21 protein-coding genes are annotated in these 25,976 nt (G+C 48.9%); 16 read left to right on the forward strand and 5 right to left on the reverse strand.

Annotated features, from left to right (window positions below; all coding sequences use genetic code 11):
• Nucleotides 1-51: 51 nt before the first annotated feature.
• Nucleotides 52-3,261, reverse strand: a complete 3,210-nt coding sequence (locus tag NZM05_01735; GenBank protein ID MCS7012341.1) for a SusC/RagA family TonB-linked outer membrane protein — start codon at nucleotides 3,259-3,261, stop codon at nucleotides 52-54.
• 438 nt (nucleotides 3,262-3,699) lie between these two features.
• Between NZM05_01735 and NZM05_01740 the strand changes: the two genes are divergently transcribed.
• From NZM05_01740 to NZM05_01755, 4 genes are all read left to right on the forward strand, one after another.
• Nucleotides 3,700-5,259 carry a radical SAM protein gene (locus NZM05_01740; GenBank protein ID MCS7012342.1) on the forward strand — a complete coding sequence of 520 codons (1,560 nt, stop codon included), beginning with the start codon at nucleotides 3,700-3,702 and terminating at the stop codon, nucleotides 5,257-5,259.
• A gap of 222 nt (nucleotides 5,260-5,481) precedes the next feature.
• Nucleotides 5,482-6,174 carry a carbonic anhydrase gene (locus tag NZM05_01745; protein MCS7012343.1) on the forward strand — a complete coding sequence of 231 codons (693 nt, stop codon included), beginning with the start codon at nucleotides 5,482-5,484 and terminating at the stop codon, nucleotides 6,172-6,174.
• Nucleotides 6,175-6,257: 83 nt separating this feature from the next.
• Nucleotides 6,258-7,316: a sodium-dependent bicarbonate transport family permease gene (locus NZM05_01750; protein ID MCS7012344.1), complete on the forward strand. Its 1,059-nt coding sequence runs from the start codon at nucleotides 6,258-6,260 to the stop codon at nucleotides 7,314-7,316.
• 12 nt (nucleotides 7,317-7,328) lie between these two features.
• Nucleotides 7,329-7,631: a hypothetical protein gene (locus NZM05_01755; GenBank protein MCS7012345.1), complete on the forward strand. Its 303-nt coding sequence runs from the start codon at nucleotides 7,329-7,331 to the stop codon at nucleotides 7,629-7,631.
• Nucleotides 7,632-7,720: 89 nt separating this feature from the next.
• Here NZM05_01755 and uvrA read toward each other — a convergent pair whose 3' ends face one another.
• Genes uvrA through NZM05_01770 form a run of 3 tightly spaced genes read right to left on the reverse strand, consistent with a single transcriptional unit; the run spans nucleotide 7,721 to nucleotide 13,773 of the window.
• The gene (gene uvrA, locus NZM05_01760) at nucleotides 7,721-10,582 is read right to left on the reverse strand and encodes an excinuclease ABC subunit UvrA (GenBank protein MCS7012346.1); all 2,862 of its coding nucleotides are present in this window, start codon (nucleotides 10,580-10,582) and stop codon (nucleotides 7,721-7,723) included.
• A complete protein-coding gene (leuS, locus tag NZM05_01765) occupies nucleotides 10,575-13,019 on the reverse strand; it encodes a leucine--tRNA ligase (protein ID MCS7012347.1) in 2,445 nt (814 codons plus the stop codon). The genes uvrA and leuS overlap by 8 nt, the downstream gene beginning before the upstream one ends.
• Nucleotides 13,020-13,050: 31 nt before the next feature.
• On the reverse strand, nucleotides 13,051-13,773 hold the full coding sequence (locus tag NZM05_01770) for a hypothetical protein (GenBank protein ID MCS7012348.1): 723 nt from the start codon (nucleotides 13,771-13,773) through the stop codon (nucleotides 13,051-13,053).
• Between the two features lie 230 nt (nucleotides 13,774-14,003).
• Here NZM05_01770 and NZM05_01775 point away from each other — a divergent pair, with 230 nt between their 5' ends.
• From NZM05_01775 to NZM05_01820, 10 genes are all read left to right on the forward strand, one after another.
• Nucleotides 14,004-15,320, forward strand: a complete 1,317-nt coding sequence (locus NZM05_01775; protein MCS7012349.1) for a BCD family MFS transporter — start codon at nucleotides 14,004-14,006, stop codon at nucleotides 15,318-15,320.
• A gap of 37 nt (nucleotides 15,321-15,357) precedes the next feature.
• Nucleotides 15,358-15,774 (forward strand): acyl-CoA thioesterase, encoded by a 417-nt coding sequence (locus NZM05_01780; protein MCS7012350.1) that lies wholly within the window; start codon nucleotides 15,358-15,360, stop codon nucleotides 15,772-15,774.
• 121 nt (nucleotides 15,775-15,895) lie between these two features.
• Nucleotides 15,896-16,864: an SDR family oxidoreductase gene (locus tag NZM05_01785; protein ID MCS7012351.1), complete on the forward strand. Its 969-nt coding sequence runs from the start codon at nucleotides 15,896-15,898 to the stop codon at nucleotides 16,862-16,864.
• A 271-nt stretch (nucleotides 16,865-17,135) separates the two neighbouring features.
• Nucleotides 17,136-18,143 carry a cytochrome c gene (locus NZM05_01790; GenBank protein ID MCS7012352.1) on the forward strand — a complete coding sequence of 336 codons (1,008 nt, stop codon included), beginning with the start codon at nucleotides 17,136-17,138 and terminating at the stop codon, nucleotides 18,141-18,143.
• A 90-nt stretch (nucleotides 18,144-18,233) separates the two neighbouring features.
• On the forward strand, nucleotides 18,234-18,953 hold the full coding sequence (locus tag NZM05_01795; GenBank protein ID MCS7012353.1) for an SDR family oxidoreductase: 720 nt from the start codon (nucleotides 18,234-18,236) through the stop codon (nucleotides 18,951-18,953).
• 93 nt (nucleotides 18,954-19,046) lie between these two features.
• On the forward strand, nucleotides 19,047-19,565 hold the full coding sequence (locus NZM05_01800; GenBank protein ID MCS7012354.1) for an NADH-quinone oxidoreductase subunit J: 519 nt from the start codon (nucleotides 19,047-19,049) through the stop codon (nucleotides 19,563-19,565).
• Between the two features lie 5 nt (nucleotides 19,566-19,570).
• The gene (locus tag NZM05_01805; GenBank protein MCS7012355.1) at nucleotides 19,571-20,590 is read left to right on the forward strand and encodes a BMP family ABC transporter substrate-binding protein; all 1,020 of its coding nucleotides are present in this window, start codon (nucleotides 19,571-19,573) and stop codon (nucleotides 20,588-20,590) included.
• Nucleotides 20,591-20,617: 27 nt separating this feature from the next.
• Nucleotides 20,618-21,151: a hypothetical protein gene (locus tag NZM05_01810; protein ID MCS7012356.1), complete on the forward strand. Its 534-nt coding sequence runs from the start codon at nucleotides 20,618-20,620 to the stop codon at nucleotides 21,149-21,151.
• Between the two features lie 26 nt (nucleotides 21,152-21,177).
• A complete protein-coding gene (locus tag NZM05_01815; protein MCS7012357.1) occupies nucleotides 21,178-21,822 on the forward strand; it encodes a hypothetical protein in 645 nt (214 codons plus the stop codon).
• Nucleotides 21,823-21,909: 87 nt separating this feature from the next.
• Nucleotides 21,910-22,911 (forward strand): SDR family oxidoreductase, encoded by a 1,002-nt coding sequence (locus tag NZM05_01820; GenBank protein ID MCS7012358.1) that lies wholly within the window; start codon nucleotides 21,910-21,912, stop codon nucleotides 22,909-22,911.
• Nucleotides 22,912-22,990: 79 nt separating this feature from the next.
• Here the strand turns inward: NZM05_01820 and NZM05_01825 are convergent, their stop codons facing one another.
• Nucleotides 22,991-23,416: a sensor histidine kinase gene (locus tag NZM05_01825; protein MCS7012359.1), complete on the reverse strand. Its 426-nt coding sequence runs from the start codon at nucleotides 23,414-23,416 to the stop codon at nucleotides 22,991-22,993.
• A 158-nt stretch (nucleotides 23,417-23,574) separates the two neighbouring features.
• On the opposite strand from NZM05_01825, the gene NZM05_01830 reads away from it, so the two are divergent.
• Nucleotides 23,575-25,329 (forward strand): tetratricopeptide repeat protein, encoded by a 1,755-nt coding sequence (locus NZM05_01830; GenBank protein ID MCS7012360.1) that lies wholly within the window; start codon nucleotides 23,575-23,577, stop codon nucleotides 25,327-25,329.
• 81 nt (nucleotides 25,330-25,410) lie between these two features.
• On the forward strand, nucleotides 25,411-25,974 hold the full coding sequence (gene ruvC, locus NZM05_01835; protein ID MCS7012361.1) for a crossover junction endodeoxyribonuclease RuvC: 564 nt from the start codon (nucleotides 25,411-25,413) through the stop codon (nucleotides 25,972-25,974).
• Nucleotides 25,975-25,976 lie beyond the last annotated feature (2 nt).

The raw sequence follows: 25,976 nt of genomic DNA on the forward strand, positions 1-25,976 counted from the left end.
GAAATTTTCAGCGAAGGCTGCCCTGAAAGGAGCAGCCTTCTTCCCAAATCTTTAGAATCGCACTTGTAGCGATGCAGTAAAGGTTCTGAATACAGGATAAGTAAACTGGTCAACGCGGAAGCTGGTCGCATTACCTGCTAGCGCCACTTCAGGGTTATAGCCTGAGTAGCTCGAGAAGGTAAAGAGATTGCGACCAATCAGCGCCAAGCGAATATCGCGAATGAAGTTCAAGCCGATGCTATTCAAAAGATCCGCATCAAAGGTATAGGCGACATTAATCTCGCGCACAATCAGGAAAGACCCTGATTCTACAAAATGCTGGGTCGGGTTGTTACCATTGTATAGCCCTGTGCCGTAACCAAGCTGCGTAGTCGCTGTGTAATACGGAAAAGCTTTTTTCTTGTCCTGTGGTTTTCCAGCTTGATCGAGGTCACCATGACGTCCATAATCGCCATTACCAGCGAAGTAGAGTAACTGGCGTGTCGCATTGTAGATATCACCACCAATCTGTGTATCCAGAAGGAAATAGAGCGAGAGTTTCTTCCATGACAGCGTGCCGCTAATGCTAAGGAGCCAATCAGGGTTGCTATCGCCAATCTTCGTTACAAGTGGCGAACCATCTTCGTCTGCCAGTAACCATGGTCGCTCAAACGGCGAGCCCTCTGCTGGGGTGGTGCTATTTGCTGGGTTTGTTGCAGAAATCGGTGCAAAACGGCGAATTACATACCCATCGGAGTTAATCGTAAAGTCTTCACGGCGCAAAACACCACGGGGCAAGCCTACAAGGTTAGTTACAAAGCCGTTCTGGTCAACTTTTAGCTCATCCAGCGAGCGAGCGTGGCGATTGCCATACATCACGCCGAAAGGTTGCCCCGCCTCAATGCGGAACATTGTGTTTGCGACACCACCTGCTGACGCAACCCCAAAGTTTCCATTAGTTGGGAATGGTGGTCTGCCCAGCTCCACAATTTCTTGACGAATGCGGCTTGCCACAATGTTCATATTGAACTTCCAGTCTTCTTCTCGCAGCACTTCTGCTCCCAGCGAGAATTCAAATGTGGTGCTCTGCATTTTGCCCGCATTTCGGAACTGCTGCGTAAAGCCCGCATATGCAAACAGCGGCACAATGAGAATCTGGTCATCGGCAATGCTATTAGCGTAGTTGAATTCAAAGGTGAATCGATTGAGAAAGAGCAAGTTTGTTCCGACTTCGAACTCCCCTACGCGTGATGGACGCAGTGCCCGATTGCCCAGCAGGTTCTTAACAGGCACGCCATTGACAATATCGAAAGTCTCATACTGCGCCACAAAGGGCGGCCGCTGACCTGAAGTACCGTATGAGGCACGTACTTTCCACTCTTGGATATTCGGAATGTCAAAGTCCTGCGTTACCCGCCACGCACCCGAAATACGGTAGAAAAATTGCGAGCGTGCGTCAGGTCCAAAGAGTGATGACGCATCGCGGCGTACCAGTGCTTCCAAAATGTATTTTTCCTTGTAGTCAATGATTGCATTTGCAAAGATGTTCTCTGCACGCACATCTGTGTTCGAGCCGAAGTTAGAAAGTGTCGAGGTGGTCAGCGCCTGTGGCTGAGGCACATCGCTCACGACAAACTGGCTTCCTGAGACTCGGTCAAAGAGCGTCGTGTAGCGCTCAAATTGGTATCGCAGCGTCAATGAGAGATTAAAGTCTTCAAAGCTCTTTTTGAAGTAGGAGTTTGCTGTCAAGATAAGCCCATCGGACATGCTATTATATGCAAACAGCCCACCATTCGTGTAACCTGTCATATTGCTGTTATAAGTATTGCGCCGGGTCACATTCTTATATTCTTCGTTTGCACGGTCGTACGAGCCTTGCGCTTCCACTCTCCACCAGTCAAAAATTTGGTAGCTAAGTGATGCATTAGCTAGTACGCGGCTACGGAACAGGTCAAAGGTTGTAGTAGAAAGTGAGTATAGCGGGTTAATTGCGTTGTTATTCGAGATAGTGCTTCGCCCCCCTGGCACTAGCACTTGCCCAGGATATGCCCAATACGGCGTACCATCAGGGTTAGGTGTGTAGAGATCAAAGTCGGGCTCCAAGAGTAAGACTCCGTAAAATGGCCCGCCCTGCGTACGCTCAATTGCATCTGGTCCTACTGAATTTGTGTATCGGATCGCACCAGAGAGCTTGAACCCCCCAATCTTATGGTCTGCATTGAGATTTACATTGTAGCGGTCAAAGGCAGGCGTGAGCTCCAAAATACCTTGGTTGAAGAGCCGTGCGCCAGACGCATAAAAGTTGGTATTCTTGCCCGTGCTACCAATAGAGAAGAAGTTCTGGTTAAAACTTCTGTTCTTGAATAGCTCCTTCTGATGATCTCGCACTTGTCCAGGGTAAGGATTATCCACATACTGATCTGCCTCTAAGGCACGAAGTGGACTTCCAGGAGTTCTGGGCACAAAATCGTTGTTCTCGACTCTCCACGCATGGTGATTAGCCAGTGGATAGAGTTTCTGCAAATTTGTAAAGCCCCACTCAGTGCGAGCGGTAAAGTCAGTCGCACCTGGGTTATCCGCTCCACGCTTGGTAATGATTTGAATGACACCGTTTGCAGCCTGTGAGCCATAGAGCGATGCCCCTGCTGCGCCTTTGATAATCTCAATAGACTCAACGCTATTGATATCAATATCAGCCAGCGTGGTGCCCGGCGGCGTAATTACGCCATCAATGATAATGAGTGGCGTCGATTGCCCCTGAATGTTGGTCGAGCCGCGCAGCCGAATCGTGGGTGCGGTGCCTGGAATGCCCGTTGGCTGCACGATTGTTACGCCGGAGACTTTGCCGCGAATTGCGTTGGCTGGATCGACCGCTGGCACTTGCTTAATGGTCTCTTCATCAATCTTGCCAATCGCAAAGCCCAGTTTCTTGGTCGATGTGCCCTCTGCCACGCCTGTTACCACGATTTCTGCGACCTGCTTGGCATCAATTTCGAGCGTTACATCAATTACCGTCCTATCCCCAATAGCCACTTCGATAGTACGGTAGCCAATGTAACTGAACACCAGTGTGGTCGCTCCACTGGGCACTTGAATGGAGTACTGACCATTCACATTTGTCTTCGTGCCCACTCGCGTGTCTTTCACGAGTACGGTGGCACCAATCAGCGGGCTGCCATCTTCAGCCGCTTTTACTGTCCCCCTAACGGTGCGCTCCTGTGCCCAAAGCCTACCTGTGCACAGGAAAACGACGCTGAGAAAAAGTATTACCGCTTTTTTCATCTCCGTTCTCTTTTTATTGTTTGAGAAAATGCAATTTTGCTCAGAGTTCAATAGGCAAAGGCTGCACTCTCCCCTACCAAGCCTGAAGAGGAAAACCTTCCTCTTTCTTGTCAAGGTGAGATTGCTTTCTCGGAGATTGGAATGAACCAGAGCTACCTCTCTCCCCTTTGCAGCGCGTGTTTTGTGATAGCGTAATGTTCAGTCAGTCTCCTCCTTTGCCACAGCGTCAATTTACATATTTCGCCCAAAAGTAAAAACTCTGCCTCAGAGGATTTTTATCACGAAATTTGCACTGAAGAGAAGTGTGCTTTCTCTCATCTCTGCGCAGGTGTTAGGGCAGTGTTTCGGCACTGCACTACCTCAGTGAAGGATTTGGAATCTCTCACGCAGGGCGGTATCTTACTCAAAAACTTCACCCAACATTAAAAGGGAATAACTATGCCCAGCCTTGAGCCATCACTTGCCAGCAACGGATACGCTGTTACGCATCGTGAAGCAGCCCACACCACCGATGTGCTGCCTACTTTACCCAGCAAGACTGTTCGGCAAGACCTGCTGCCGCCAGAGAGCATCAGACCGCTCAGGATTCTTTTTGTTACGCCGAAGGGCAAGAAGGAAGAAGACACTAGCCAAAAGCCGCTTTTTTCAATGGCAATAGCTGTCTTGGTGAGCATTACACCGCCGCAGCATGAGATTGAGCTTGTCGATGAACTTTTCGGTGACGAAATCAACTTCAATGGAGACTATGACCTTGTCGGCATTACGGCACGCACAATGAACGTTACACGCGCTTACGAGATTGCTGACGAATTTCGTCGTCGTGGCAAGAAGGTCATTATGGGCGGCGTGCATGTGTCGTTTAACTATGAGGAAGCGATTCAGCACTGCGATTCGGTTGTCTGCGGCGAGGCAGAGAATCTTTGGGCATATGTGCTTCAAGATGTGGCAATGGGAAACTTGCAACCGCGCTACAATGCCACCGACTTCCCGCCTGTTACAGCAGTGCCTATGATTGACTACGAGCGCATCTTCAAAGCGAGCAAGCGCGGCAAAGTCGATGCGCGCAAGTCTATTCCAATCTATATGACGCGCGGTTGTCCTTATACTTGCACATTTTGCGTTACCCCCAATTTCACTGGTCGGCTCTATCGCATCCAGTCGCTTGACACCATTAAAGAGCAAGTTGAGACAGCTAAGCGCGTTTGGTTCAAGAAAACCAAATACGGCGATAAGCCGTGGTTTATGTTCACGGACGAAAATTTGGGCGTCAACAAAGCCAAGATGTGGCAAATTATGGACATACTGAAAGAGTGCAACATCAAGTTTAGCTCATTTATCAGCATGAACTTCTTGGAGGATAAAGAATCCGTCCGAAAGCTGGTGGAAGCTGGTTGCGTGATGGCACTCGTAGGCTTTGAGTCTGTCAATCAAGAGACGGTCAATCACTACGACAAATGGAAGATGAACAACGTCAAGAAGTATGCACAGGTTATTCGGCAATGCCGAGAAATGGGGCTCAATGTCCAAGGTAACTTTTTAGTCAACCCCGCTATTGATACATATGAGGACATGGCTGCGGTTGAAAAGTTTGTCGACGATAACCTTTTGATGATGCCTATTTACTCCATTCTCACACCTTACCCAGGCACCACAATGTATAAGGAATACAAAGCCAAAGGGCTTATCGTTGATGAGGACTGGGACAAATACACCGCTCACAACCTTGTGATTCGCTGCGACCGATACGACCCAATGGAGTTCCAAATTCGATACCTCAAGCATTTTCTCGGCTTCTACAAGTGGCGCACGATTATCAAGCGCGTGCTTTTGAATCCGAACAAACTTATCAACCTTGTTACCAGCCTCATTTTTAAGCGTAATTTGAAAGATCAGCTTAAAAGCGTGCTCAGTGGCAAGAAAGCCCCTATTCAGAAGCAGCTCGAGGCTGCGCAGCGCCACAACACGATGCCGAAGTCACAAGTTGAGCCTGTAGCATAACTGCATCGGCTTAGTCCGAGCTACCTTGTTCAGTTAGCAGCGACTTGCCTGCTCTTTTCTTCTTAATGCAGGGCACTGTCTTTCGCCTGCGAGCACTCACTTTTTCTTGTCGCTTAAAAAAATTTTGATGAATATCAAAAAAATTTTTTTTATTTGACAAACACTTTATATAATTGCGCACTTTTTGTTTGCATTTTTTTGAAAATTAAACTTAAACTGAAAATGAAAAAGACACTTCTCATTCTACTCTCTTCGCTGCTTGTGCCAATGCTACTTGCACAGGAACGCAATCCTCTCACTGCTGACCAAGCCTTAGAGCGCCTCAAAGAAGGCAATCGTCGCTTCGTAGAGGGCAAGACCATTCACCCGCGTCAAGACCCTGCGCGCATTCGTGAGGTTGCAAAGGGGCAGAAGCCTTTTGCAATTATCGTTGGCTGCTCCGATAGTCGCGTGCCAAATGAAATCATCTTCGACCAAGGGTTAGGCGACCTTTTTATCGTGCGCACTGCTGGTCAGGTCTCTGCCGCTGCTTCATTTGGTAGCGTGGAGTTTGCCAGTGCAGTGCTTGGGGCCAACTTGATTGTGGTGTTGGGACATACAGAGTGTGGTGCGGTGGCAGCAGCGTGCAACTACCAAAAGCCTGTACCTGGACATATCATCACGCTGGTCAATGCTATCAAGCCCGCTGCTATCACCGTGGAGAAACTGGTTAAGATGGGAAAGCTCTCAAAAGAGCAATTCGTCAATGCTGCTGTGCGTGAGAATGTGCGCTTGCAAGTCGAGCAACTTCAGCGATTAGAGCCAATCTTGGCAGAATTAGTTAGAACAGGACAAATCAAAATCGTTGGTGCAATCTACGACCTTGCCACTGGCAAGGTGGAGTTTCTCCCTGACGGAGAGACCGCACAACGATAGCACATTTTCGGTGCGGAAGAGTTTGGCTCTTCCGCATCACCTTTTTGTGTATTTCATGTAACCATTCAACCTCAAACAGCAAAATGGGCATTCAAGATTTTACTGTCAGTCTGCTTTCGCCAATGGTCTTGGCGTTTGTCTTAGGCATCATTGCCACGCTCATCAAGAGCGACCTTAAATTTCCTGAAGAGCTTTACATTGCACTCACTATTTACTTACTTGTCGCCATCGGGCTGAAAGGTGGATACAAACTTTCTACAACACCGTTTGGCGAATTCTGGAAGCCCGGCGTTGTCGCAATCGCAATTTGCATACTCATTCCAATTTGGTCATACTGGATTTTGCACAGGTTTGGCAAATTTGACATTGCCAATGCCGCTGCTGTGGCGGCGCACTATGGCTCCGTCTCTGCTGTTACGTTTGCCGAAGCTGTTGCATTTCACGATAACCTCAAAGCGGCTTTGCTGGAAGAAAACCCTGCTTTGACGGAGACTGCCTTGCGAGCGATGGGTGCAACTTATGAAGGCTTTATGCCAAGCTTACTTACGATTATGGAAGTTCCCGGTATTTTGGTTGCGCTTTTTATTGCGCGCACCAGCAAAGTAAGCCTTGCACTGGCAAATGGCGGACTGTATGAGGAGGAAAACTCTCGAGCTGGTGCAGTGCTGCGTGAACTCTTGGCAGGCAAGAGCACTTTGCTGCTTGTTGGCTGCCTTGTCATTGGCGCTCTGGCTGGCAAGCGTGGCTGGGAGCAGGTTTCGCCATTTTTTGACACACCTTTTCGTGGCATTCTGACGCTCTTTTTGCTGGAAGCAGGGCTGGTAACGGGGCGGCGACTGGCTGACTTGAAGAAAGTCGGTGGGTTTCTCATTGGCTTTGGTCTTATTATGCCTGTTCTGCACGCGATTTTGGGTATCGTGCTGGGCAAACTTGCCGGCCTCTCGATGGGCGGCGCAACCATTTTGGGCGTCTTATCAGCTAGTGCTTCCTACATTGCCGCCCCTGCAGCGGTGCGCGTTGCTTTGCCAGAGGCCAGTCCAACTTACTTTCTCACTGCCTCGCTAGCTATTACATTTCCGTTCAACATCATTGTCGGGCTACCGCTCTACCATAGCATTGCAAAACTTATTTACGGAGCATAAGGAGTACTCTCAATGAACACCACACAACTTAAACTGGTTACCATTATTGCAGAAGACGGCTTAGAGGCGCGACTGGTGCGCGACCTGAAAGCACTGGGTGCGAAAGGATACACCATTGCCAACGTGCGTGGGGTCGGTTTGCATACTGACCGCACAAACGAGTTTGAAGGCGAAAATATCCGCATTGAAACCGTCGTGAGCGAAGCTGTTGCCGATAAAATCTTGGAGCGCTTAGCTGCGCATTACTTCGACCAGTATAGCGTTATCGCATATGTGGAGCGTGTCGAAGTGGTGCGTGGAGATCGATTTGCGTAACTAAGCCGTGAGGTATGCACGAGGCAAACTTTCAGACCGTAAGCCCCTTTCCTAAATGAAGGAAAGGGGACTTTTTCGCTCAGAAAGTTCTAGACTTGAAGATACTCTCGCAAGTATCGTCCTGTATGGGAATGCAGCACTTGCGCAACTTCTTCAGGTGTGCCTTGTGCTACTATTTCGCCCCCACGCTCGCCTGCTTCTGGCCCAAGGTCTATAATCCAATCAGCTTGCTTAATTACATCAAGGTTATGCTCAATGATTACAAGCGTATTGTTCTGCTCGAGCAAGCGGTTAAAACATTGAATAAGTTTTAGAATGTCGTCAAAATGCAAGCCAGTTGTGGGTTCATCAAAGATAAAGAGGCTATTTTGCGAGTCGCTGCTGGCGATGTGGTAAGCCAATTTTAGGCGTTGCGCCTCTCCGCCCGAAAGGGTGCTGCCTGATTGCCCTAACTGCAAGTAGCCTAACCCTACATCTAAGAGCACCTTGAGTTTCTTAGCAATTTGCTTTTGGTCGCTGAAAAATTCATATGCTTCGGCAATAGTCATTTCTAACACATCTGCAATAGACTTGCCTTTGTAGAGGGCATTCAGGGTATCAGGCTTGTAGCGCTTGCCGTTGCAGGCTTCACAGATGGTTTCGATATCAGCAAGAAACTGCATCTCGACACGCTGCACGCCCTCGCCTGCACAGACTTCACAGCGACCGCCGGGCACATTGAACGAAAAGTATCCTGCGTCCCAGCCCTTCATTTTGGCGTAGGGCGTTTGAGCAAACAGTGCGCGAATCTCGTCGAAGACTTTAAGGTATGTGGCAGGGTTGCTGCGACTGGTGCGTCCGATTGGCGACTGGTCAACCAGTTCCACTTTTTGAATTAAATGTGCCCCCCGTAGTGCACGATGCGTGCCAACCCGTTCTGCCGTGCCAACCGTTTGTTTAAGCAAGCCTAAGTATAGCACATCATTGACCAGCGTCGATTTACCTGAACCGCTGACGCCCGTTACGCAGGTCATCACGCCCAGAGGAAACTTGACCGTAAGGTTTTTCAGATTGTTTTCCATTGCGCCTTCGATTTCAATCGCCTTTGAAAAATCAGGTTTGCGGCGCACTTTCGGCACAGGAATCACATCTCGATGGCGCAAATACTTGCCTGTTAGTGAAACTGTCGATTGGACCATCTCAGACGGTGGTCCTTGAAAGACCACTGAACCACCATTTCGCCCTGCACCGATACCTAAGTCAATGACTTCATCTGCTGCTTCAATCATTTCACGGTCATGCTCGACCACCACGACTGTATTTCCAATATCGCGCAGGCGCTTCAAGATTTGAATGAGGCGTGCAGAATCGCGCTGATGCAGACCAATAGAGGGTTCATCTAGCACATAAATTGAACCCATCAGCGATGAACCCAGTGAGGTCGCCAAATTGATACGTTGCGACTCGCCCCCAGACAGCGTGCTGGCTGGACGCCCCAGCGAGAGATACTCCAACCCTACTTCTACCAGATAGCCCAGACGCTTTTCCAGCTCACTTAGAATGGTTTGTGCAATTTCTCGGTCAAAGCGCGAAATCTCCATTGTCTTGATGAAAGTGTAGGCTTCGCCGATGGTCATTTGCACGATGTCAAAAATGGTCTTGCCTGCTACTTTGACGTAGAGCGCTTCTTTGCGTAGGCGCGAGCCTCCGCAGTCAGGACAAGTCGTGTAGCCACGATAGCGACTCAGCAAAACACGATAGTGCATCTTGTATTGCGCCTCTCGCTCCACTTCTTTGAAGAAGCCATCTATGCCGATGAAGCCCTCTTTGGGCACTCCTTGCCAGATGAGCTTTTTGGCGCTCGCAGGCAATTTGCTGTAAGGCACATCGAGCGGAATGCCGTATTTTGGCGCAATGCGAATCAATGCGCGCAGATGCTGTGAATGTTTATCTGAGTTCCAACATACAATTGCGCCATCACGAAGTGCTAGCGCACCATTCGGCACGACTGCATCTTCATCAATCCCTGCCACACGTCCAAAACCTTGACAGGTTGGGCAAGCTCCATACGGTGAGTTAAAGGAAAAAAGCTGCGGCGTTGGCTCTTCGTATTCGACGCCATTCAGCTCAAACTTATCGCTAAATGTGTAGTCTCGTCCGCCTAAGACACGCACAATGCAGTATCCATTGGATTCTGCAAAGGCAGTTTCTACAGCTTCAGTAATGCGAGCCTCAGTCTCGCTATCGGGCCTTAGCACCACTCTATCCGCCAGCACCAAAAGTTTTTCTTGCTCTTTTTTTGGCATTGAGAGCAAAGCTGCTTCCTCGTATGGATTGCTCACGTCAATAATTTTTTCGCCCTGCACAATGCGATAGAAACCTTTCTGCTTCAGCGTGTGAATTTCTTCCTTGAAGGTGCGATCTTTTTTGTGTTCATCTTTGTGGTGCGGAAAAGGGAAGCAGATATAGAACCTTGTGCCCTCGTCCAGTAGGCGCAGCGTAATTAGCACATCTTCGGGCGAGTGCTTCATGACCATTTCATTTGTGTCAGGCGAGTAAGTTTTGCCAATGCGCGCAAAGAGCAGCCGCAAGTAGTCATAGATTTCCGTAACTGTGCCTACGGTTGAACGTGGGTTTTTAGAAACGGTTTTTTGTTCGATTGCAATCGCAGGTGCGATGCCAGAGATGTAATCCACATCAGGGCGTGGTATTCGCTCAAGAAACTGGCGAATGTAGGCTGACATTGACTCCACATAGCGGCGGTGCCCTTCTGCGTAGAGCGTATCGAAGGCAAGGCTGGATTTGCCCGAGCCACTGACGCCTGTAACTACTACCAGTTTATTGCGTGGGATAAAGACATCAATGTTCTTGAGATTATGCGTGCGCGCGCCTTTGATAAAAATACCTCGGCGAATCTCTGGGTTGGGTGCTTCAGGAGTCGCAGTTGCCTCACGAAGCGATTTATCACTCATTTTTCACGACAAGATTAACCAGTTTATTTGGCACCACAATTTGCTTGATAATCTCTTTGCCGCTGATGAACTTGGCGACCGAATCCACTTGTTTGGCGCGCTCAATGAGGTCTTCGTTACTCATTCCCACTGTGGCTTCAAATGTGCCACGCAGCTTGCCTGAGACTTGCACAGCAATCGTCACTGTTTCATCTTTTGCTAGTTCAGGATTGTAGGTCGGATACGGCACTTGGCTGATAGACTCTTTGTGTCCCATGGCATGCCAGAGCTCTTCGGTAATGTGGGGAGCAAACGGTGCCAAAATCAAGAGCAGATTTTCAATTGCCGTGCGGTTGTGGCAGTTTTCTTTTGTGAGCAAGTTTACAAATTCCATCATTGCCGCAATAGCGGTGTTGAAGCGCAGGTTTTCGCAATCCTCGCTTACTTTCTTAATGGTCTTGTGCATGGCGCGCTCTATCTCTGGACTCATTGGCTCATCGCTTACAATGATGTCAAATTCATCTGTCTCGTGCGACTTGAAGACCAGTCGCCATACGCGGCCTAAGAAGCGTGAGATACCCTCTATGCCTTTGGTGCTCCAAGGTTTGACTTGTTCCAGCGGCCCAAGAAACATCTCGTAGAGCCGCACTGCATCTGCACCGTGCTCCGCCAAGACTCTGTCAGCTGGAATCACATTGCCACGCGACTTGGACATCTTTTCATTGTCTTCGCCCAAAATCATTCCTTGGTTGAAGAGCTTTTGGAACGGCTCTTTGGTGGAGACCAGTCCTAAATCATAAAGCACTTTGTGCCAGAAGCGCGCATAGAGCAGATGCAAAACAGCATGTTCCGCACCGCCTATGTAGAGGTCAACTGCGCCCCAATACTTTTCCTTTTCAGGCGAAACAAACTCGTTAGGGTTATTTGCATCTTTGAAGCGCAGGTAATACCAACAGCTTCCAGCCCATTGGGGCATTGTGTTAGTTTCTCGGCGGAATTTACCGTATTCATCTTCGCCATACAGCCAATCAGTAATGTTCGCTAAGGGCGATTCACCTGTGCCAGAGGGTTCATACTTTTCAACATCGGGCAAAAGTAGCGGCAAATTGGTTTCAGGTCTTGGGATTGTGTATTCGCCCTTTTCATCTTGGTAGTACTTGATTGGGATTGGTTCTCCCCAATATCGTTGGCGTGAGAAGACCCAATCGCGTAGCTTGTAGTTCACCTTGCGCCGACCGATTCCCTTTTCTGTGAGCCAATTCACCATGCGCTCAAACGCTTCCTTGAAGCCCAAGCCATTGAGGGAAATCTCATCATTTGCGGAATTGATGCAGACAGAGTCTTTGCCTGTATAGGCTTGCACCTCAAGGCTGTGCGATGCTTTCACCACTTCTTTGATGGGCAAACCGAATTTTTTGGCAAACTCCCAGTCGCGTTCATCGTGTCCGGGCACTGCCATGATTGCGCCAGTTCCGTAGCTCATCAAGACATAATCCGCAATCCAGATCGGCACAGGTGACTTTGTGGCTGGGTTGATAGCATAGCCACCTGTAAAGACGCCCGTTTTTTCTTTCTGCAAATCCGTGCGCTCCAAGTCGCTCTTCTTTGCCGCTTCTTCACGATAGGCCTCAACCGCAGCGCGCTGCGCAGGCGTGGTTACTTGCTCCACAAGTGGGTGTTCTGGCGAAAGCACAACATAGGTTGCACCAAATAGCGTATCGGGGCGAGTTGTAAAAACCGTAATTTTTTCGCTGCGTTCTGCCAGCGCAAAATCAATTTCGCAGCCTTCGCTTCTGCCAATCCAATTGCGCTGCATTTCTTTGATGCTCTCGCTCCAGTCCAGCTCATCCAAGTCCTGCAGCAATCGTTCTGCGTAGGCTGTGATGCGCAGAACCCATTGGCGCAGTGGCTTTCGAATCACTGTAAAGCCCTTTTCCAAGTATTCATCTACTTCTTCATTTGCTAGCACTACCTTTTGCTCCACACACCAATTGACAGGCACTTCGGCAGTGTAAGCCAAACCTTTCTCATAGAGTTTGAGAAAAATCCATTGTGTCCACTTGTAGTAGTTTGGGTCCGTTGTGTTGATTTCTCGCGACCAATCATAAGCAAAGCCAAAGCGCATTAAAGTTTGCTTGAAGCTCTGAATGTTTCGCTCGGTTGTGAGGCGCGGGTGCGTGCCCGTTTTGATGGCATACTGCTCAGCTGGCAGTCCAAAGGCGTCCCAGCCCATTGGGTGCAGTACATTGAAGCCCTTGGCACGCTTGTAGCGGGCGACGATGTCAGTAGCGGTGTAGCCTTCAAGATGTCCTACGTGCAAACCGCTGCCGCTTGGATACGGGAACATATCCAGCACATAAAACTTTGGCTTTGTAGGGTCTTCGGTTACCTCGAAGGTGCGATGGGCTTGCCAGTAGGCTTGCCACTTTTTTTCAATCTCGGTAAAGTTGTATTTCATTGTGATTTATGCGTAAAGCAATATGTTTTGACTAAGTTTGACCGTTGCGATGCACATCGTTGAAATTCAGAATGTCCATCGTATTGCCGCTCATTGCCATTGCGTAGATGTTGCGCTTTGTCAGAAACGCCACCTGCGATGGATTGAGCGAGAGGCTGGAGAAAATCGGGATAAGCTTTTTGCCCTTGTACTCTGGGAAATAGTCGAAAAACTCAGGCAGCACCTCAGCGAAATCTTCTATGTGATGCTGCCGAACTGTGGCTTTAGTCTCATTTAACAAGACCGTATCGCCTGAAACTAAAATTGCATCAAACTCCCTGCCCACTCCATCAGGCTTACTGCTGCTGGCATACACATTGAGCAGCATTCGGTCTATTTTCTTCAGACCGAAGTAGCGGTCAGCAACAGCTGGCAAGTTCGGTGCAACAATATCCTCGACAATCGTGCCGAGTCTGTTGGACAGCTCTCCCCACTTCTTGTTTAAGTTTTTGATGACTTCCCTTGTCTCCTTCTCGAAAACCTGTACCCCATCTTTGAGTGTCAGCATTCCATCTTTGAGTGTCAGCATTTCATCTTGAAGAACACGCACTGCCTCTTTGAGCGTCTGCATCTCTTCCCTGAAGGCTTGCATCTCCTTATCGCGTTGGGCTTGTGCAATTTCGGCACGGCGCGCCGCTAGCGCACTCTGAGCCATATACTCGCCCAGTATGGCTTCAAGGTCAGTAAGCCGACGATTGAAGTCTGAACTGTCCATTGCCTGTGCATTCAGCTGTAACCTTGAAGATACTCAAACTATATCAAGTTTTGCGTCTCTCCTAACAGGGCTGCGAAAGCATAAAGTTGCAGTTTCTTCTCCCAGTTGGAAGAGGCTGCTCGCTCGAGCGCTCACTAATTGAGAATCCACTCTCGTTTTTTATCTTTCTCCGCTTTTTAGTCGACATTTAACCTTGTGAAGTAAAAAACTGAAAGACTTTCCTCTGAGCTATGCAGAAACTTGCCTTTTACTTCAACCTGACGCGCCTTGCTTTCTTCCAGACATCTTTTGGCATTATTTATGCGATTCTCACAGATACGCTCAATCGTGTCATGACGATTGAACTTGGCATTGCGGCTGCGCTAGTGGGCGCGCTCATTGGCATTCGTGAAGTAATGGTTCTGCTTGGGGTAAAAATTTGGGCAGGCAATCTGTCCGATAAAACGCACTTCTTTGGCTACAAGCGCACGCCGTTTATTTTAGGCGGGCTTCTTCTCTGCAGTGCAATGTTTGCGCTCATTGCTCCACTGGCAATTGAACTTAACACAAACTTTTGGCTGTATTTGCCTCTACTGATTGCAGTCTTTACGATTTTTGGTATCGGTTACCACGCTTCGCTGACTACTTACTACGCCTTGATTGCGGACTATGTGGGCGAAAAATCCCTGAGCAAGGTTGCGGCAACCAGCTGGATTTTGATGGTGCTGACAGGCATTTTCACTTCGGTGGTGATGAGCAAAGCTTTGAAGGATTTTACAAATGAGAAGCTTATCGCAGCGATGCAAAATGCCAGCTTGCTTGCCCTTGCAATTGGTGTCGTCACGATTGTTGGCGTCGAACGCCGTGAGACTGATGCAGCGCAGCAAGATGGCGAAGCGCTATCGTTCTTTCAATCGCTGAGGCTGATTGCCGATTCGCCAATGACCAAAGCCTTCTTCGTTTATGTTTTCATCTCCATTTTCGCTGCATTTGGTAACGAACTGATTATGGAACCCTTCGGCGCAGATGTGCATGGGCTGAGCGTGAGTGAAACCACAAAGTTTCGTCAATATCTTGGCGGGGCGCAGCTGATCTTTATGTTGCTTACGGGTTTTTCCATCAATCGCATTGGGCTAAAGAACGCTATCGTTTTTGGAAACACGGTTGCCACTGTTGGATTTTCTATCTTGTTCGCATCAGCTGTTACACTTAACCTCAAGCTGCTCTATATTGGCTTGGTCACTATTGGGATTGGGCTGGGCAGTTGCACCGTTGGCAATATCGTCTTTATGATTTCTATGCACGCAGGTCGCTCAGGCTTGTATTTGGGACTTTGGGGCACTGCGCAAAGCCTTGCGAATTTTACAGGCGAGTTAGGTATGGGTGCTGTGCGCGATGCCTTGATGCATCTTTTTCCCAATCCGACAATCGCATATAGCGCCGTTTTTGGATTAGAAATTTTAGCCTTCACTATTGCTTCATTGATGCTACCGCAATTTTCACAAGAAAAGTTTGAGGCAGAAAGCAAAGTCTCGCTCGCACGGGTGTTAGCCGTAGCGTCCGACTAATGCGTGCAGTTATTATCACAATTTTTACCGCTTTGCCATGCGCACCACCTCGTTAGCTGCTTCTGCACATATTTTTGAGCACCATTTTCGTGTCTTACCTGAGGATATTGATGTGCAGAACCACGCCAGCAACATCTCTTACCTAAAGTGGGTGCAAGATGCAGCAGTATCGCACTGGCGGCACCGCGCCACACTTGAGCAACAAGAAGCCTTTACTTGGGTTGTTATTCGGCACGAGATTGACTACCTCAGACCCGCTTTTTTAGGGCAGGAACTGCTTGCAAAAACTTGGATTGGCAACGCTACTGCAGCGACTTGCGAGCGCTTCACCGAAATTTGGCGACCTAGCGATCACTGTCTTCTGGCTAAAGCTCACAGTGTGTGGTGTTTACTTGACCGACAATCTTTTCGTCCAAGACGCATTACGCAGGATTTAGTAGAACGCTTTACCTGAAAGCAGCGCCTCCAATCTAAGGTAGCCCTGTGCAGGACTTTTGCTTGGTTGTATTATTACGGGCGTTGCTAAATGAACTGCTCAATCACCATTCAACCTATCCATAGAGGACATTCAAGCAATGAAAAACGTGCTCATTATTGGCACAACGGGTGTTTTGGGGCGCGAGTTGGTGCCACGCCTGAAAGCCAAAGGCTACTATGTGCGTGGGCTCGTGCGCCCTGAGTCTAAGGAAAAGCTGCAAGCGGCTTATGCGGCGGGTCTACCTGAGTTCGAAGTTGCGTATGGCAACATTATGGATCCTCCTAGCTTGCAAGCTGCCATGCAAGGCATTGATGTCGTCATTTCGTGCGTCAGTGCTGGGCAAGATCGCACGGCTGAATCGCGTGGCAAAGCTGAACACTACGGGCAGATGAATGCAATTGAAGCAGCAAAACGTGCAGGCGTCAAGCAGTTTATCTTCACCTCTACGCTTTTTCCGAAGAATTCCTTAGGCTACAGCTTCGTGTGGGCGAAACTTATGACGGAGGAAAAGTTACGTGAAAGCGGTCTAACCTATACGATATTTCGCCCCTGTGGATTTTTCTATGAGCTGTATTATCGTGGCGAGCCCTTTGTGCAAGCTACCAATGCCTTCCCAATTTTGGGCGATGGCAAGACCACCACACAGATGTTAGCCGAGCAAGACGTTGCCAAGATGTATGTCGCAGCGATTGGCAACTTAGAGTGTATGAACCGCACTCTTGAAATCGGCGGTGGGCGCGTGATGACCTTTGATGAACTCATTGAAGAGTGGTCAAGGGTGCGCTTGAAATATGAAGGCAAGCCTGTTATTCCATTTCACATTCCTGTTACGCCGCTGCGCATTTTTGCCGAAGCCGTGAAACCTTTCTGGGAACAGGCTTGGGGCATCGTGCACCTGTTGGATTTTAGCTACGACAACATGGAATGCGATATGACCGAGCCCAAACGTATCTTAGGCATTGACCGCCTGATGACACTCGAGGAATACATCACTGAGGCGTATGAGAAAAAATACGCCAGTCGCCGCCTCTCCGCAACTGCTGCACCTACCCCATCACACAATTAGGACGTGGGGACGATACAGACGAATTTACTACTAACTGCTTTCAGCACGAGAGATGGGTTTTCATAGCAGGCTGGCGCTTTCAGACTGGCACGGCGCGCTAGCGAAAGAACTTTACGTAAATTTGAGTGGTTTCAGGGTGTAGTTTTGGCTACCTGCTCAGCACCTACGAGCTACTTGCACAGTAATTGCAGCAAGTTTTATCCAACGATGTGTGGCTGTTGCAGGCAGCAACAATCGGTGTCTATCAATAACCAATAACCTTTCTCGAACTATGGAAAAGTCATCAATCAAGCTCTTTTTAGCGGTGGTCGGTGGCATTGTCGGGATTTTCCTGATTTATGTTGCGGTCGCTGCTTGGAATGGCGTGCCGATTAGCAAGGTCGCTTACACCTATGTTCGATACGTGGCACTATTCTTGGGCGCAAGTCTAACGGTCTGGATTGCAGGCAAATTCGTTCAGCAGTATAACTCTGGCTGGTTTTTGCCCATCATCTTTGTTGGAATGGCTTCTGTCTTCTTTGCGTGGATTGGTGTCGTGTCGACTAACCCACGTCAGGTCAGAATGTATAAGGACGGTCGACCTGCGCCGCGCACTGTCGCAGAACTCTCTGGCGAAGCGCCTGCATCTGCAGCACCAGCTGCTGAAACCGCCCCACCTTCTCTGACTTCAGCCGATGCTGCCAAAGCAGAGTATGACGAGCTGATGAAAAAATATGACTTCCCCGAACGGTTCCGCCAGTTCGACGAGACCTTTATCACCTCCGAATCAAAGGTGAATGAGTTCGTCGCACAGATGCTTGCCTCTAAGAACTCCAAAGGCGAACCGATTAAGGTTGAAGATGCGGACGTCTTCAAGATTCAGAACTACTTGATGAAGGAATTCCTGCGACGCAAGGAGGAAAAGGAGAAGAAAGCTTCGGAGTCCGCCTCAGCCGCTCCTGCACCCGCTCCTGCGCCCGTGGCTGCAGCGGAACCCGCTCCTGCGCCTGAACCTGCACCTGCTCCAGCACCGACCGAAGCAGCAGTTGTGCCTGCCTCCGCTGGTCAAGATGCCTTAGCCTATGAAGCGCTTTACCGTAAAAAGTGTGCGGGTTGCCACTCTTTGGCTGCTAACTTGGGCAAGATGCGCCAAAAGTGGATGAAAGACGATGCCAAAACACTGGAGCTGGTGAAGTGGATGCAGCGCCTCGCTAAGCAGGATCGCTCGAAAGCCTTTACCGACGAAGAGGCACAAAAAATTGCGGCCTACATTCGTGCTCCAGGTGCTAAGCTGAACTAATTTGCCTCGTAGTGACAAGACTTTCAAGCGTTTCAAGGCAGTCGGTCTTGAAACGCTTTTCTTTTTGCTGTCCATAGACCTCTAAATGCTATGTCCGTTATCCTTATTACTGGTGCAGGCAAAGGCATCGGTCGCGCTTTAGCGATAGAATTTGCGCAGCGTGCATCTGATACATTTAAGCCCAAACTGTTTTTAGCGTCTCGCACACAAGCAGATTTAGAAGCCGTGCAGCAAGTGTGCCAGTTGTATAGCGTAGAGACAGACTTTTGCACTGCTGACCTTGCAGAGATGGCAGCAGTCGAGCGCTTATACACCTGTGCTGTGCAGCGCTTTGGGCAAATTGACTGCCTTATCAACAATGCAGGCGTTGGTCGCTTTAAGCCGATTCTGGAGCTCACTGAGGACGACTATGACTACACGATGAACACCAATCTCAAAGGGACGTTCTTTCTTACGCAAAAAGTCTTTCGCGATATGCAGGCGCGCCAAAGCGGCCACATCATCTTCATTACATCCGTCGCTGCCTTCACGCCCTTTGAGCAAAGTGCGATTTACTGTATGTCTAAGTTCGGTCAAAAAGGATTGATTGAAGTGCTGCGGCTCTACGGACGCAAGTGTAATGTGCGCATCACGAATGTGATGCCCGGTGCAGTCTATACGCCAATGTGGGGCGAAGCGGGCGAGCACTTCCGAGATCGAATGATGATGCCTGAAGATGTTGCTAAAATCGTGGTGGACGCTTTCCTCCAGCCTGAGCGCACCTGCGTTGAAGAAATCGTGTTGCGTCCGATTGCCGGCGATTTGTCGTAAAGTCCAACTACCTTGCACCCAGCTTTTTAGGTTAGATAATTTTGGTTAATTTTGCGCTGCAAAACGGCGTAACCTTCCAAACAACTTGCACTGATGAGCATCAGTAGTCTCCTCTTTGTGTTTCTCGGTGCACAGGTCATTGTGGCGTCAGTGGGCACAGTCTGGTCTCGTCATCCTGTAACGAGTGCGCTTTTCTTGGTGCTTAACTTTTTTGCGTTAGGCGGTCTTTACCTTTTGTTGGAAGCCCAATTCATTGCGGTCGTGCAAGTCTTGGTGTATGCGGGTGCGATTATGGTGCTTTTCCTTTTTACGATTATGCTGCTCAACTTGGATAATGAAACCGCACTCTCTGAAAAATTCGATCTCAGAAAGGGTTTTGCTATCCTCCTTAGTGCTGCCTTGTTCTTAGAGCTGGTCTATATTTTGAGTCTCAAGCTTGATTTACCTGTGAAGCCTGCTATGTTGCCGCCCGAGCAAATGGGTGAAGCCAAGTTTATCGGCAAAGCGCTTCTGACCGACTTTCTGTTTCCATTTGAAATTATCTCGGCACTCCTGCTTCTGGCGATTGTAGGTGCTGTGGTGCTGTCGAAGAAACGCCTTAATCCTTCATAGCATTTATGCAAAAGACTGGCGTGGCACTCTTGCTATGCGTGATGCTGCTTAGCTGCACCGCTAAAAGAGACCCCAGAAGGGTGGTAGAGCCAGCCGGCTCTGCTAACTTTAGGGTCGGTCTTGTGTTTGATGTTGGCGGTCGTGGCGACAAGTCCTTTAACGATGCGGCATATTTAGGACTCGAGCGTGCCGCAAGGGAACTGTCGCTCAAGCTCGAGTATATTGAACCCGGCGAAGGTGCAGACCGACGCACAGCTCTCGAGCAGCTTGCTGCGCAGCCTGATGTCAAGCTGATTGTTGGTGCAGGGTTTATCTTCACGGACGACATCACCGATGTGGCTAAGGCGTTCCCAGACAAAAAGTTTGCCTGTGTCGACTACACGCTGGATAGCACACGCAAAATCCCCGAAAATCTCTTGCCGATTCTCTTCAAGGAAGAAGAAGGGTCATTTCTTGTCGGTGCGATTGCTGCCCTGACCAGCAAAACAGGTGTTATCGGCTTTGTGGGGGGCATGGATTCGCCCCTTATCAAAAAGTTTGAGCGCGGTTATACCAATGGTGCGAAATATGTTCGTCCTGACATCAAGGTCGAGGTTGGTTATGCAGGACTGAGCGGCGAGGGCTTCAAAAATCCTGCGAAAGGCAAGGAAATCGCTCTGATGCAGTACAGTAAAAATGCGGACATTATCTACCACGCATCAGGCATTACTGGGTTAGGCGTTTTTGAAGCTGCACGGGAAAAGCAGAAATTGGCTATCGGCGTTGATATGAACCAAGAGGCTGAAGCGCCTGGGCTGGTGCTCACCAGTATGGTGAAATTGGTCGACCAAGCGGTCTACAATGTGGCAAAGTCTGTCAAAGAAGGCACATTCAAGGGCGGCGCACCGCTAGTCTTGGGATTAGCAGAAAGAGGCGTCGACTACGTCTATAATGAAAAAAACCAATCGCTGATTACGCCCGAAGTGCGTGCAAAGGTCGAGGAACTTCGTGCTAAAATCATCAGCGGTGAGCTGAAACCACTTTAATTTCAAACTCAAAAAACTACTCAAACGATGAAAAGCCGTCTTTCTCTCAGCATGTTACTTTTTGTCGCGCTCTTAATTGGCTGCGGTCCCAGCAAAGAGCAACTCCAGACGCTTGAGGAGATGAAAAAAGCTGTCAGCGACTTTGCTGCTGCTCACGATGCTGTCATGAAAGAACATCAGCAGGCAGACGAAGCGCACAAGAAAATGGAAATGAAGTATGACTCTTTGAAAGCAGCTAGTCAGTCGAACCCCGCTTTGGATTCAATGGTTACGGCACACAGAGCGGTCTTGGCACAGCACGACGCCATGATGAAAGCTCATATGGACAAAATGAAAGCCCACGATGAGCTGGTCAAAAAATACACGACCAAAATCGGTGAGCTTTCAGAGATGAAAAAAGCACTTGAGCAAATCAAACAGGAGCAAGAGGCTATGCGTGCGGAACATAGTAAGATGCAGCAAGAGCACGCCAATATGGACGCTGACCACAAGAAGTTTGACGAACTGCTCTCTGCTCAAGCCAGCGCTGCGCAACCTAAAAATCAGCCAAAAAAGAAATAAATTACACGAGAAACCTGAAAGTCTATATGCCACTGACATTTGCAAGAGGCGTTAAAGTTGCGGCGCAGCACTGCGGGCATCTTGCTCGATTGGTGCTGGTTTTGTGGGTAGTGCTTGTAGCAGCGTGCCAGCCCCCTGCTCAAAACAAAGCGCTTATCGCAGAGATAGAGCAGTTTATCAGCACTCTCGAGCCTGAGATTGCCAAGTTCACAGAGAATCAAGAGCACATTAGTACAGAGCAGAAGGAGTTCAACGAAAAAAATGCTGCACTCAAAAAGAAGCTGGGCAAACACGACTCCACCTACAACGCTCTGACGAAGGCTCACCAGAAAATCGTTGACGAGCATGAAGCTAAGCTCAACTCGCTCAAAGATTTGATTGAGGCTAGCCGCGGACTTATTCCGAAGCTCCAAGACGGGTCATTTGCTTTTGACCGTCGGCTTATAGAGGAAGACTTCAAAGGTGGTGTCGTTGAAGGCAAGCCATTCGATGGCTTCAAGCAAAAAGCTGACAAGCTCCGCGCCGAACTGAGCAGTAACTATATGGACAGGCACAAAGAGCTTAAAGAGAAAATTAGGCGCTACGAAGCCCAGCTCGATAGTCTTGAACAAGCGGCAAAGATGGTTGCAACGGCTCCTACACCTCAAAGCCCAAAAACACGCAAGCGGTAAGTTGTTCCTTTCAGCAAGGCACTGTGGCAGACAAGGAAAATGAACGCTAATTAGACTTCGTTTGCCACCCTGAAAAAGGAGGTAAGTATGAACATTCTGGTTACTGGCGCAACGGGCTTTATCGGTGCTGCTGTAGCTCGCAAACTTGTTCAGCGTGGCGAGCAAGTTACGCTTCTGGTGCGTAACCCTCACAAGTTATACGCTGTAGAAGATATTCTCAGCTCAGTCGAGATTCGCTATGGCGACGTTACTGATTTGCCGTCGCTTATCACTGCCACGAAAGGCATCACGCATATCTACCACTGTGCGGGCAAAGCCTACATTGGCCCCAAACGAGAAGCTGAGTTATACGCTATCAATGTGCAAGGCACAAAGAACCTTCTGCAAGCAGCAGCTTACAACGATGTTCAGCGCATTGTCTATACCAGCTCCGTTTCTGCAATTGGCATCACAGGCACGAAACAGCCTGCTGACGAATCACAGCGATGGAACTTAGATACGCTTAACGTGCCTTACTACACAAGCAAACATCTGGCAGAGGAAGCTGTGCGAGAAGCTGCACAAAAAGGGCAGGACTGCGTGATTGTCAATCCAAGCTATGTGTTCGGTGCTGGCGATATCAATTTCCATGCTGGACAGTTAATTCGTGATTTATACTACCACAAAGTTCCTGTCTACCCGACTGGTGGTGTCTGCGTCGCAGATGTTGAAGATGTGGCGGAAGGACATCTTGCAGCAATGGAAAAAGGTCAGCGTGGCGAGCGCTACATTTTAGGCGGCGAAAATCTGACCTACAAACAAATCTTCGACATTATTTGCCGCGTGGTGGGCGCACCGAAAGTTCTTGTGCCACTCTCGGAGAGTATTGTGAAGATTTTTGTTGCGCTCACTGAAAAAGCGCGTCGCCTCAGACGCATCACCGCTTTAGCCAACCGAGAAATTCTCATATCTGCTACTAAGTTTTTCTATTTCACTTCTCAGAAGGCTATCAGTGAGCTTGGCTTTAGTAACGCTCGCAGCGTCGGTGATGCATTTGTGGAAACGATTGCACGCGCTTTTTCGTGGTATCGTGCTCACCGGTTAATTTAGGCTGGCAACGCCGCATCAGTGGTATTGAGGCTCTTCCCGATTGTGCATCGTTTCTCGATACTTTGCTCTGATGGGTTTTTCAGCTTGCGCTGGCTTGGTTAGTTAGGCTCACTTTTGAGGCACAGGTTTCATCTGCAGGTCTGAGATTTTGCTCAAGTGCAGGTAGGGTAATAAAGAATGTCGCACCCATATTTTTTCCTGCCGATTCTACCCATACCTTACCACCATGTCGTTCTACAATTTCCTTCACGATGAAAAGCCCTAACCCTGATGAACTTTCGTTGCCTGTTGGTTGAGCGCTAAGGCGCTGAAACTTGCCAAACGCATTCTTGACATCTGCTTCAGTTAGCCCCTGTCCCTCATCTCTGACAGCAAGCACTGCTTGTATGCGATGGTTCTCACGCCGTTCTTCTATCGTTACCCAGATGGTGGTATTGACAGGTGAATACTTAATAGCGTTGGAAATCAGGTTATCAATTACACACACTATTTTCTCAGCACGCATAGCCGCCACAATCTTTTGCCTGTAACCCCTCTCTCTTTGCGCCTCGGCAAAAGTTGTTTTAAGAGTGCTCGGGAAATTTTAACTTCCTCATTGTTGTTGCTCAGACTTACTAAGCAATTTGCGAGCCTCTGGCGGCTCTACACATAGATGACCTAACAATGAGATACGCTAGGCTTTCACGATTGGGATACTTCTTGCTGCTGGCAATGACTTTTTCTGCCTGCGCAACGGTTCAGAACACGGCATTGCAGATTCCAGAGCGCAAAGTTCAGCCCGCTGAGCCGACAAAACCCAATTTGGCGAAAGCCATGCGATATTTTGTGAGCGGTGCGCTTTACGAAGCTAAGGAACAATTCTCACAAGCGATTTTGGAGTATCAAGACGCTCTACGCTATGCGCCTAACGAAGCTGCTATTTACTTTTCCCTTGCAAAGTGTTATCAGCGACTTGGCAAATTAGACCAAGCGATTCAAGCTGCACAGAAGGCCACCTCACTGGATAGCACTAACAAGTGGTATGACCATCTGCTTGCACAAATTTACTTTGAAGCTCAGCAATACGATGCCTCCGCTGCCACCTTAGAGCGCTTTTTGAGCAAAGCTCCGCACGATGTCAATGCCCTCTACATGCTGGCTGCTGCTCATACTGCCAGTGAGAAGTATGACAAAGCAATTGAAGTCTATGACCGCATTCTGAAAGTTTCCGGCACTGACCTCGAAGCCCTTTACAAAAAATTGCTCTTGCAGCTTCAGCTCAAGCGCGATGACGAAGCCACGCTCACGCTTCTGCAAATGATTGTGATTGACCCCACCAATGATGATCTCTACTATATGCTGGCAGAGATTTACCTCAAATCGGCGCGCTATGAGGAAGCCCTTGCCACTTACGACGAGATTGCTGAGCGCACCCCGCACGAACCGCGTCTTTTTGCTGGCTACTCTGAAGTCTATATCCGTCAGCGCGACTGGAAACGCTTTGAAGCTATTGTTGAGAAAATGTTTGAGCATAGCTCCCGCACCAAAGAGGAGCGTATGACACTCGCCGAAGCCTACCTTAGCCGCGCTGCAAAAGATACGCTCTTTCTCAAACCTGCTGAGATTGTGCTAACCAAAGTGCAAAAGCTCTATCCCAAAGAGTGGAAACCGTATTGGTTTTTGGGTATTGTGCACATCGAGCAGCACAATCTTGCTCAGGCAATTGAGAATTTCAAGCAGCTCACCGTGCTGCGCCCTGATATGATTGCAGGCTGGGAGAATCTGGGCATTGCCTACCTGCAAAAAAATGAGATTGAACAAGCTATACTCACCTTCAAGCTCGCTTTGAAGCGACAACCGCAACCGACTTTCCGCTCGCAAATGCTTTTAGGCATTGCTCTCAGTCAAGCGAACCGTGACCGTGAAGCCGTGGATGTGCTTGAGGCAGCTTTGCAATCTACTGACCAAGGCACTTCTGCAGAACGGGTGCAAGCCTACAGCACACTCGGTATTGCATATGACCGACTTGGCAGACCTGAAGACAGCCAGCGCAGCTATGAGGCTGCCTTGAAGCTCGATCCCGAAAATGCACTTGTGCTTAATAACCTTGCCTACTCTTTGGCAGAGCGTAATCAGCAGTTAGAGCGCTGCCTTGAGATGGCAAAACTTGCGGTTCAAAAAGAGCCGAATAACGGCGCTTATCTGGATACAATTGGCTGGGTCTATTTCAAGCTTGGAAACTATGAAGAGGCTCGTATCTGGATTGAGAAAGCGCTGAGTGCTGGTCGCGAAAGCCCCGCTGTTTTGGAACACTTGGGCGATGTCTATCACAAACTTGGCAAACCTGACAAAGCCAGAGAATTCTGGCAACGTGCCTTGCAAATGAACAGCAGCAGTGTCTCCCTGCGTGAGAAAGTCAGCGGCGCACGTATGCCATAGTGCCGCTGTTCATTTCGCCTGAACACCCAGAATGCTTCTGTGTGTATTTTTGTCCTTTGCTAACTAATACCAACAAAGACGATGCGCATCATCGGTATTGACCCGGGCTCGCTTACTACTGGCTACGGCATTATTGATGCTGCATCACAGGCAGTTGCTGCTGTTGATTTCGGTGTTGTATGCACTCATGCCAAAGAGGAGATGGCACTTCGCCTCAAACATATCTACGACAGGCTGTCGCAGCTATTGCAGCAATACCGACCCACTCGCCTTGCACTGGAAACTGCCTTCTATGGCAAGAATGCACAATCTGCGTTGAAATTAGGTCAAGTGCGCGGTGTCGTGCTTTTGCTTGCGGTCAGCTACGGCTTAGAGATTACCGAATACTCACCCCGCGAAGTAAAACAAGCCCTCACTGGCAATGGCAACGCTGCAAAGGAACAGGTTGCCTTTATGGTGCGAAAGTTTCTCTGCCTTTCTGACACAGGTCCGTTCTTAGATGCCAGCGATGCCTTAGGCATTGCACTCTGCGATGCGCTCCGACATAACTCACCCCAAGCTGTTACCAAACGCACGCTTCAGCGTAAAAGCCAGAGTTGGAAACGTTTTCTTGAAGCTCATCCGCATCTCATTATTCAGTCTTAGCA

Source organism: Chloroherpetonaceae bacterium (genome assembly GCA_025056565.1).
Taxonomy (GTDB): domain Bacteria; phylum Bacteroidota; class Chlorobiia; order Chlorobiales; family Thermochlorobacteraceae; genus Thermochlorobacter.